Origin of the sequence: Lyngbya sp. CCY1209 (genome assembly GCF_035615495.1) — a bacterium.
Classification (GTDB): domain Bacteria; phylum Cyanobacteriota; class Cyanobacteriia; order Cyanobacteriales; family Microcoleaceae; genus Limnospira.
Window position 1 is genome coordinate 1 of the sequence record NZ_JAJENU010000145.1, and the last position, 9,974, is coordinate 9,974.

A 9,974-nucleotide genomic window follows, 5' to 3' on the forward strand; every position below is an offset into this window, starting at 1 on the left:
AAATGACCTTTACATCGATGTTTCAAGGTTTCTAGCCCGATTGAAACTGTTGATACACGAGCGCGATACTTGCGATATCATAGTTGATAATCCTTTGGGATGGGTGACTTTAGGTTTGATTTCTCTATTTTTTGTTATTAGTCCAACTCTTTTGATTGAAAAAATAAAGGAATTAAAAGTTGAATGATTTTAATAACTTTCATTTTTTCTAACTCTTCTCAAATTACAACTAAAGCCGAAATTTAACCTCCGTCCGAAAGGTATAAATTTTTTCGGAAATTTAAATTGGGGCGCAAGCCTTGCGCCCCGACAAGTGACTCTTTTGAAATATCCCCGTATTTTTCAGGAAAAATTACAAAATTTGCGAGGGTTTCTGCTCGGTTTGGAAGCGGAAATTTTTCTCGATTTCGGTGAGATTGGGTTTGGGCATTAACCAGCGGCCGAATTGGCTGTAAAGGGCGGGAATCACGAGCAGCGTCAACGCCGTAGACGTGAACAAACCGCCTAAAACGACGATCGCCAACGGTTGCAAAATCTCGTTGCCGGCTCCGGTTGCGATCGCCAGCGGCAACATCCCCAAAGCGGAGGTAAACGCGGTCATCAAGATGGCATTGACGCGATCGAGGGAACCGCCGATAATGACATCTTTTAACTCCATTCCCCGGTAAAATTTTTGATTGTAATTGTCAACCAATAACAACCCGTTGCGGACGGCGACGCCGAACAGGGTAATAAAACCCACCAGGGAGGCGATGGAAATGACACCGCCGGTGAGGGCGATGGACAAAATGCCGCCGACGAGGGCGAGGGGTAAATTGAGCATGATAGCCACCGTCGCCGGGAGGGATTTCACCGAAAAGAACATCAAAATCGCGATCGCGATCGCCGCCAAAATGCTATAAAACAGTAAATTATTGGTGGCATTTTGCTCCGCTTCAAACTGTCCGCCGTACTGGATAAAATACCCCTCGGGCAATTGAACTTCCCGGCGAATTCGGGCTTGGATGTCGCCGACGACGCCGCCCAAATCGCGCTCCGCGACGTTGGCGGAAACCACGATCAACCGCGATACGTCCTCCCGATTCACCACGTTTGCACCGGTGCCGTAACCGACGTTTGCCACCGCACTCAGGGGGATGATTTCTCCGGTGGGAGTGCTCAGGGGGATGGCGCGAATCCCATCCAAACTGTTGGCGGCTTCTTCTGTCAGCGAAACGAAAATATCGATCAATTGTTGATTTTCCGGAACTTGGGAGACGACGCGGCCGTTGAGGGCCGTTTCCACCACCTCCGATAACCGTTCCATTGTCAATCCGTAAATTGCAGCCGCGGCGCGATCATATTCGATTTGAACTTGGCGGATGGGGAGTTGGGGTTCGAGTTGCAAATCCACCACCCCCTCGACGGGTTCGATCGCGTCCCGAACCTGTTCGCCGACTCGCCGCAATTCCGCCAAATCGGGGCCGAAAATTTTCACCGCGATCGCACTTCTGACCCCCGATAAAACCTCATCCATGCGGTGGGAAATAAACCCGCCGATATTGGGCGCCACTCCCGGCAGTTTCAGAAACGCTTCCCGCAATTCCGCGACGCTGGCTTCGCGATCTTTCAACGCCAAATCGCTCAATTCCACATCGACGTGGGCCATGTTCACCCCCGCCCCGTCCGCGTCGCCGGGGGAACGTCCGGCCCGCACCTGTACCCAGTCATAGAGGGGATTGCCCTCCAGGGACTTGGAAAGGGCCATTCCCGCCCGATTGGTCATGTCCAGGGAGACGCCGGGGAACAACACCATCGAGTTGACCATCGATTTTTCCTGGAATTCCGGCAGAAATACCCGTCCGAGAGAGGGGACGATCGCGATCGCGACAACCAAAGCGGCCAGGGCCAGTCCCAAAATCATCTGGGGCGCCCGCACCGACAAATTTAGCAGGGGACGATACAGCCGTTCGGCCCAGCGGGAGACGAAGGTGCCCTCCTGTGGCAGGGGGCGATCGGCCAGCAAAATCGCGCACAGGGCCGGTGAGAGGGTCATGGCGACCAGGGTGGAGGCGGCGATGGAGAGTAGGTAAGCCAGACCCATCGGGGCGAATATGCGCCCTTCCACCCCCGTCAGACTGAAAATCGGGGCGAATACGACGACGATAATCACCGTAGAAAAAATCACGGCCAGCCGCACCTGTACCGAGGTGTCGTAGACCACCTGAAAGGGGTGTTTCGGGTTGCCCCGGGCCTGGTTTGCCCGGAGTCCGCGATAGCAGTTTTCCATGTCCACGATCGCATCGTCCACCACCGACCCGATGGCGACGACCAATCCCCCGAGGGTCATGGTATTGATGCCCAAACCGAAGGCTTTCATGAACAGCAATCCGACAATCAAAGACAGGGGAATGGCACTCAAAGCGATCGCCGCGGTCCGCCAATTCATCAAAAATAGCAACATGATCACGGATACGACGATGATCCCCTGGACGAGGGAACCGCCGACGTTGCGGATGGCCGAATCGATGAAATTTGACTGGCGGAACGTCCGCGCGATCGCGACATCGGCGGGGAACGTCGGCTGCAGCGACTCCATCACCGCTTCCACCGCCTCGGTGACGGTGGGGGTGTCCACCTGCGGCTGTTTGTCGATCATCATCACCACGGCGGGTTGTCCGTTAAAACTGGCGTCGCCGCGCTTGAGTGCCGCCCCCGTCTTCACTTCGGCGACATCTTCGAGCAAAATGGGGATGCCGTCCCGGACCGTGACCGCCGATCGCCGCAAATCTTCGACGGACCGGATCTGGCCGATGCCGCGCACCAACAATTCCTGTCCGCCGCCGACTAAGAAACCGCCGGGGGCGTTGGAATTGGCGCCTCTGGCCGCGTCGGCGACTTCGGTGAGGGAGACATCGAGCGATCGCAGTCTTTCCGGGTCGATGAGCACCTGTTCCTGTCGTTCGTCGCCCCCGTAAATCGTGACTTTGGAAACGCCGGGCACGGACAAAATCTGGTTGCTGAGGGTGACTTCCACCCGGCGACGCAGGTCCATCAGCGAGGTTTGCCCCCCCGGTTCGACCGTGAAGGCGTACTGCAAAATCGTGCCCAGGGGGGACACCAAGGGCGAAATCTCTGGCGGGTGGGTCCCTTCTGGAAACTGGTTGGACACCTGTTGCAGCCGTTCGGCCACCGACTGCCGCGCTTTGTAGATGTCGGCGTCCGGGTCGAAAACGACCTGCACCATCGACAGTCCCACCTTGGAGGACGATCGCACCGTCGTCACCCCCGGCAGGCCGTTCACGACGCTTTCGATGGGGACGGTAATTTGGGTTTCCACTTCTTCGGGGGCGAGCCCCACCGCTTCGGTTTGAATGTCCACTTGGGGCGGCGCGAATTCGGGAAACACATCCAGCGGCATCTGCGTGACGCCGAACACCCCCCAAACCGTCACCAATATGGCGCCGACCACGACCGACCACCGGCGGGCGATCGCGGTTTTTAGGATGCGATCGAGAATTGAATTCAACATTTTTTTAGGGAGTAGGGAGTCGGGAATTGTAGGGGCGCAAGGCTTGCGCCCTCTGGAATTGATTCCCAAGCGGTTCGGATATTCAACCGGATGTGAGATGATTTGGCAATCAGAAACCATCTGCACATTTTCTCGCCCCCAAACCCCCAATTCTGGGGGCTTTGAACGGGCGGGATTTTTGCGAATTATTTCACACTGCTATTGTCTCGAACGGTTGGCGATCGCGAATCCCCCCACGACGAGCACCGCGCCGCCGCCGATCGCGGCTAAAATTCCCATCGGAAATCCGCCGGATTCTGGCGCCATTTCCTCGGGTTGCACCGCGACGATTTCATCGGTTTCGGTAGTCTCTTCGAGGGCGACTTCCTGGGCCGTCACTTCCTCGACCGGCGCCGCGGCGGTTTCCGTTTCGGCTGTTTGGGTTTTGCGGGATTCGGCGTAAAGCGACAAACTCCCCTGGGTCACAAGCGCCTCCCCGACGGACAATCCTTCGGTAATTTCCACTAACTCGCCCCGGGTTTCTCCCATCGTCACTTCCACGGGTTCATAAAAATTTTCATACTTCACAAAAACCAATTGTTTGCCGTCCGCATCCACGATCGCAGTGACGGGCACCGTGACGGCAAAACTGCCATCTTCGGCGGGTTGGATGGGCTCGACAATGATACCCAACATCGAATCCGTCTCGGGGTTGACCCGCACCCGGTCGATGCCTCCCGTGGCTTGGAATTCGTCTCCGTGTCCGACGTGGGACAGGGCGACGGTGGGCGCCCCGAAGGTCAAACCGAGGGTCAGAAGGCTCATGAGTGCGACGGATTTCATAGAATAACTCCTCACTTGAAACTGAACTGAACCGAAATTTTTAACAGTCTGCCACGGGGGAGATGAAATCGAGATGAAATGCGGTGGGTTTTGGTAGAATCGAGGTCGCGATCGCTTTTGGGGGACGATGCGGATTCTGCTGGCGGAAGATGAAACGGATTTGGGGACGGCCATCAAACAGGTTTTGGTGGGCGAAAAATATGTGGTGGATTGGGTGACGGACGGGACTCGGGCCTGGGATTATTTGGAAAGTCAGTGGACGGATTACACCGTGGCGGTTTTGGATTGGCTGCTGCCGGGGCTCTCGGGGCTCGAAATCTGTCGGCGGCTGCGATCGCGTCAAAATCCGTTGCCGGTGCTGATGCTGACGGCGTTGGGAGAACCGGAAAATCGCGTCGCCGGGTTGGATGCGGGGGCCGACGATTATCTGGTGAAACCGTTCGTAATGGCGGAATTGTTGGCGAGGTTGCGGGCACTCCAGCGGCGATCGCCCCAACTTCAACCCCAAACCCTCAGCGTCGGATCGTTTGCCCTCGATTATGATAATAATGCCCTGCACGTCGGTACGGGAAAAACGTCTCAAATTATCCCTCTGACGGTGAAAGAATTTCAGATCCTCGCCTACCTGATGCAAAATCCCGATCGCATCATTTCGGGCAGTAAAATTCGCCGTCAACTTTGGGATCTCGACGAAGAACCGATCAGCAATGTGGTGGCGGCACAGATGCGGCTGTTGCGTCGAAAATTGGCGAATTACAATTGCGACTGCCCCATCGAAACGGTTCCCGGCCAAGGTTATCGATTCAATAGGTTCCGATGAATACCCATCAAATGTTTCGCCGCAGCCGCATCCGTCTGGCCCTCTGGTACGCGATCGTTACCGGGGTGATTTTAAGTGTATCCGGATTGGGGATGTATCGATCGCTGGTTCGGTCGAATTGGGTGGCTTTGGAACGGGAAATAGAGTCCAACGCCGGGACGCTTCACGACAGTTTGGAACCCCTGCTTCCCCCCTCGGAAAATCCCACCAAAATTTTACAGAAAATCTTTCCGGATCTGTGTTCGGTTGGCAGAGATTGCGAGACTCGACCCTCTTTGATCGAACGGCACACCATCGGGATTAGCGATCGCGATCTGTACTACATCCGCCTGTTCGATCGCCGCGGCAGACTGCTGGCGTTTTCCCCCAATCAACCGCTGCCGTTACCGCAAAAAATTAACCCGGAATTGTGGCAAACGTTTCGCAGTTCCGAGGGGAATCGCTACCGCCAGTTTACCACAATTTTACACGGCAAAAGTAACTCCAATTCTTACTGGGGTTATCTGCAAATTGGGCGGACGTTAGAAGGCTTTGATGCCGAGGTGAGGCGAATTCAATTGATCCTGGCGATCGGATTTCCGATCGCCCTGAGTGTGGTGGCGATTTCGAGTTGGTGGCTGTCGGGATTGGCGATGCAACCGATTTACCGATCCTATCGGCAACAGCAGCAGTTCACCGCCGACGTCGCCCACGAATTGCGATCGCCGCCAGCCTTTTGGCGACGGTGGAAGCCATCCTGCGACTCCCGTCCGGCGATCGCAAAAATGTCGATATGATGTTAAATACGGTGGAGCGGCAGGGGCGGCGGTTGAGCCACCTGATCGCCGATTTATTGTTACTCAGCAGTTTGGAAAAAAATGGCGTTTCGGAACCGTTTCAACCCTGCTGTCTCAACGATATTATTGCCGATTTGTCGGAAGAGTTTTTGGAACTAGCGATCGCGTCCAATATTCGGCTATCCGCCCAGATTCCCGAGGAACAAATTTACGTTTCGGGACACGAACAGCAACTCTATCGATTGGTTTCCAATTTGATAGCGAATGCCATTCAATACACCCCCGACGGGGGGACGGTTGGCGTCAGTTTGAAGCGACGCGAACGCACGGCGGTTGTCGCGATCGAAGATAGTGGAATCGGCATTCCTGCGGGCGAACAGAACCGCATTTTCGAGCGCTTTTACCGGGTGGATAGCCACCGCTCTCGCAAAGCCGGGGGAACGGGACTGGGATTGGCGATCGTGCGGGCGATCGCCCTCAAACATCAGGCCCATCTCAAAGTCGAAAGTCAGCCCGGATGTGGGAGTATTTTTACCCTAGAAATAGCCGTTTTATCCGAGCCTATAAAAGACAATAAAAACTCCATAATTAATATTTAAAAATAGGCGAAATTAAAAGAGTAGTTTTTAAATCCAATGTTTCAAGTCAGGGCGCAAGCCAAGGCCCCCTACAATTCCCGACTCCCGACTCCCGACTCCCGACTCCCTAAAAAAAATTAAACCCCTCATTTTTCCTAAATAATCCGAAAACGATCTAGGAGAAATGGGGGTGACTTGGAAACCAAGGAGAGCATGAGATCCCATTGGTGGTCAGTTTAAGGGTAGCAACGCCAATTTGGCTATCTACCTTAAGACAGACTTCTAACTTTCCAGGGCATCTTTGGCATCTTCAGCCGCCCGTTTTGCCGAGGTTGTGGCATCTTCAGCGGTTCGCTTGGCAGATTTTGCCGTATCTTCGGCTGTTTCTTTTACCGTATTCGATGCGTTTTCAGCCGCCCGCTTTGCAGATTTCGCCGCATCCGCAGTATTTTCCTTAAGGTTATTCACCTTGTTGGGGGTTTCTTCGGCCACACCCTGACCCAAATCTTGGAACGATTCGCCGACATCTTTGGAAAGGTTTTTGACCCGTTCTCCCAAGGGTTTACCCTCTTGAAATTCCTCGGCGAAATCCTCGGGACTATTCACTTTGTCGATATTTTTTCTGGCATTTTCGGAGAGTTGGTTCGCCTTGGAAGCCGCGCGGCTGGCGTCCGTTCGGGCGGGCTGTTCCGAATTGGGATAGGCACCCACCTCCCCCTGGAAACCCTTGGTTTCGGGGGTGCCGCAGGCGGTGCTGATGACCAGCAGAGTACCCGCCAGAAATACGGTGACGAGATGCCGCAGACGAAGGGATTTGAGATAATGATATAAGCGTTTCACTTAAAAAATCTCCGCGAATTAACTTCTATGTTGAACAATGGAATCATTCCACCGCTATCAGCTTATAAAATCGCCGGGTAACTTTCCTCTATCGGAAGTGTGAACTCAACTTTGACAAACTCATTTTGTGGGCGATGCGGGGGACCCGATCGCTTTTGTATTTTTGTCATCTATCCGAAGCATGATCCCCCCGGATATTTTATTTTAAATGCCGGCTTAAGAGGATTGAGTAAACTCCCCGATCGCCCGAAACATATCCTGCAAATAGTCCGCCATTTCTTCGAGTTCCAAACTGACGATGCTGTAATCCAGCAACACTTGGCGGGTGGGCGTCCGTTCCTGGCGGGCGGTCAATTCTTCGAGGCGGGTTTTTTGCAGGGTTTCAAAGTGAGTTTTAAAGTCCATGAGGGGGGTTTGCAGGTCGGGAAGAGGCGGGGGGTGTTTTTTGATCTTGATGGCAATTTCTAGCTGTTCCAAGGCGAAATCGACGTGGCTGACGAAGGTTTCGATGTCGGGGTGGGGTTCGGTTCCGGTGAAGTGATTTAACGGGTCGATCAAAACGGCGATCGCACGGCTGAAGCGGGTCAAATTGAGCATCAACATCACACCCATTTCGATTTGATTTTGGGAGGTGTGGGGGTCGTCGATTAATTTTTGCAGGGACACTTGGGCGTTAAATTGGGCGAGTCGGTTTTGGTGGCGACATCGGGCGATCGCATCCGGGTCAATTTCCCGATCGCCGAAATAAGAAGTCATCACCGTTTTGAAATAGTGGCGTCCGGCCGCGATCGCCGTCGCCACGGCCGCCAAAAATCGTTTTTCCTCGCGATCGCGAAACAGAAAAAAAGCGGCCGCAAATGCCAACCCCGACCCGATCAAAGTGGCGACCACCCGGACCGTCGCCGCCCGGACATCTTCGGCCGACCGCAGTTGTTCCAAAAGGACGGCGTAAACCGTAATAAAAAACACCGCCAAGCCGTAGTTGAACCGCAGCAAAGAAAAGGCGACGGAAACGGAAATGACGGCGATCGCTTCCAAAATGTAAGTTTGAGGTATCGCGATCGCCAATAGAGGAGTCAGCAACGCTCCCAAAATCGTCCCCAAAATCCGGTGAAAAAATCGCCGATAGGTACTGCCAAAATCCGGCTGCAAAACCAACAAAACGGTCAGACTGATCCAAAACCCGTGGGGGATCGCTTCCAAAGTCGCGATCGCCACCCCGGCGGACGTGGCGACAGCGAGGCGGACGCCGTGGCGAAAATAGGCAGAATTGAAGGTAAAATTATCTCGCAGGGGCTCGAACGGGGGGGTTTTTGTGGGTTCGAGCAACACCGTTTCTCCCGGAGAGGACTCGGACGGTTCTCCGCCTGCCGTCGGTTTCATCTCCCAGAGGATGTGGGCACTGCGGTCTAACAGGCAGATCGTCCGATTCAAAATATTCACCAGGCGATCAACGGCGATCAAACCGGAATAGGCCTCGACGCGATCGCCGATCGTCCGTTGTTGCAGGTCTTTTTGTTGGTTCAAAGCCTCCGAAATTTGCCGCAGTCGGTCGCCGTCAATTCGGGCGGGTTGGTTGCGGGTGAGTTTCGCCAAATTTCGCAAATTCGAGGCAATTTTTTCCAGGGCATTATCGACCAAAACTCCCACCGTCATCTGTTGGGGATGGTCTCGGTGAATCGCCGCCACTTCGATCAAAGCGGAAACCGACATCATCAACCGTTCCGCATCTTGAATTAGCATCACCGCCGCCTGTCCGATCGCCGAATTGCCCCGCCGTCCCCTGCGGTTCAGGATGTAGGCGTCCTTGGCAATTTGCAGGGTTTCTCGCCACTGGGCGACCCCCCGGATTTCGTCGCCGGGGGAGTGATTGAGCACGAATTGAATGTAGTCCGCGATCGCTCCGTAACAGCGAGAAATCGCTTTTCTCAAGGGCAGATAGGGCCGCAGGGGCCACAAAATCAACCACAGGGCGATCGCCCAAATTCCCCCCGCAAACCCGACCGCCGACCGCTCCGCCGCCACTGCCAGATCGCCGGGGGGAAGGTGAATGGTAAATAAAAATAATATGCCGCTGACAATGCCCGCCATCACCCCCGGATGTCCGTAAATGGCGGCGTATCCCACCGCAAACATCCACAAAAAAGTGGCGAGTAATTTCACCGCCGCGATCGCCGAAACCAGGGTTCCCAAACCGATGGCAACGGTTCCGCCGACCAAAGTCGCGATCGCCGTTTTTGCCCGGGTTCCATAGGGACCGCCCACCGCCCCGAGGATGAAAAATACCCCGGTCAAACCGATGTAAAATCCCGTTTCCGGATAGCCCACCGCCCGACCGACCAAGGTGGGCACAGCCAGGGCGATCCCCGCCCGGATGCCCCGGTAAGCTTCGATTCGATTGGTAAATTGCCAGAGAAATTTAAACGGGCGATCGCGGTTTGTTTCCATAGGCACTCCGGCTCGAATCTCCGAAAAGTTCAGATCGGTTCCAACTCAGTTTGACACTCTCCGCGAAGACAGCGACGGAGATTCTTCTTTCAACGAGCCGACATAACGGCAATGCGGCTAAAGCCGCCGTGTCGCTTTTCCACTCCGCTCTAAAGAGACGGAGCTATCAAGCTCCCGAA

At 54.6% G+C, this 9,974-nt stretch carries 8 protein-coding genes; 4 read left to right on the forward strand and 4 right to left on the reverse strand.

Annotation, left to right across the window (positions count from 1 at the left end; all coding sequences use genetic code 11):
- The coding region (locus tag LKE08_RS01650) for a hypothetical protein (RefSeq protein ID WP_324702450.1) at nt 1-187 on the forward strand (187 nt) is incomplete at its 5' end.
- A gap of 165 nt (nt 188-352) precedes the next feature.
- On the opposite strand, the gene LKE08_RS01655 is transcribed toward LKE08_RS01650, so the two are convergent.
- Together LKE08_RS01655 and LKE08_RS01660 are read right to left on the reverse strand one after the other, a co-directional pair.
- The gene (locus tag LKE08_RS01655; protein WP_324702451.1) at nt 353-3,511 is read right to left on the reverse strand and encodes an efflux RND transporter permease subunit; all 3,159 of its coding nucleotides are present in this window, start codon (nt 3,509-3,511) and stop codon (nt 353-355) included.
- A 198-nt stretch (nt 3,512-3,709) separates the two neighbouring features.
- Nucleotides 3,710-4,333 (reverse strand): cobalt transporter, encoded by a 624-nt coding sequence (locus LKE08_RS01660; RefSeq protein ID WP_324702452.1) that lies wholly within the window; start codon nt 4,331-4,333, stop codon nt 3,710-3,712.
- Nucleotides 4,334-4,460: 127 nt separating this feature from the next.
- Here LKE08_RS01660 and rppA point away from each other — a divergent pair, with 127 nt between their 5' ends.
- The 3 genes from rppA to LKE08_RS01675 are packed head-to-tail and all read left to right on the forward strand — an operon-like array spanning nt 4,461 to nt 6,528.
- Nucleotides 4,461-5,153 (forward strand): two-component system response regulator RppA, encoded by a 693-nt coding sequence (gene rppA, locus LKE08_RS01665; protein ID WP_324702453.1) that lies wholly within the window; start codon nt 4,461-4,463, stop codon nt 5,151-5,153.
- On the forward strand, nt 5,150-5,929 hold the full coding sequence (locus LKE08_RS01670) for a hypothetical protein (protein WP_324702454.1): 780 nt from the start codon (nt 5,150-5,152) through the stop codon (nt 5,927-5,929). The genes rppA and LKE08_RS01670 overlap by 4 nt, the downstream gene beginning before the upstream one ends.
- Entirely contained in the window at nt 5,878-6,528 is a 651-nt protein-coding gene (locus tag LKE08_RS01675; RefSeq protein ID WP_324702455.1) for an ATP-binding protein, read from the forward strand. The genes LKE08_RS01670 and LKE08_RS01675 overlap by 52 nt, the downstream gene beginning before the upstream one ends.
- A gap of 261 nt (nt 6,529-6,789) precedes the next feature.
- Here the strand turns inward: LKE08_RS01675 and LKE08_RS01680 are convergent, their stop codons facing one another.
- Nucleotides 6,790-7,347, reverse strand: coding sequence for a DUF6658 family protein (locus tag LKE08_RS01680; protein WP_324702456.1), 558 nt, complete (start codon nt 7,345-7,347; stop codon nt 6,790-6,792).
- Between the two features lie 216 nt (nt 7,348-7,563).
- A complete protein-coding gene (locus tag LKE08_RS01685; protein ID WP_324702457.1) occupies nt 7,564-9,795 on the reverse strand; it encodes an FUSC family protein in 2,232 nt (743 codons plus the stop codon).
- Between the last annotated feature and the right edge of the window lie 179 nt (nt 9,796-9,974).

Excerpts from the sequence above, each read along its gene's own strand:
- LKE08_RS01655 (WP_324702451.1), bottom strand. The coding sequence starts at position 3,511 with ATGTTGAATTCAATTCTCGATCGCATCCTAAAAACCGCGATCGCCCGC.
- LKE08_RS01660 (WP_324702452.1), bottom strand. The coding sequence starts at position 4,333 with ATGAAATCCGTCGCACTCATGAGCCTTCTGACCCTCGGTTTGACCTTC.
- LKE08_RS01685 (WP_324702457.1), bottom strand. The coding sequence starts at position 9,795 with ATGGAAACAAACCGCGATCGCCCGTTTAAATTTCTCTGGCAATTTACC.
- LKE08_RS01670 (WP_324702454.1), top strand. The coding sequence starts at position 5,150 with ATGAATACCCATCAAATGTTTCGCCGCAGCCGCATCCGTCTGGCCCTC.
- rppA (WP_324702453.1), top strand. The coding sequence starts at position 4,461 with ATGCGGATTCTGCTGGCGGAAGATGAAACGGATTTGGGGACGGCCATC.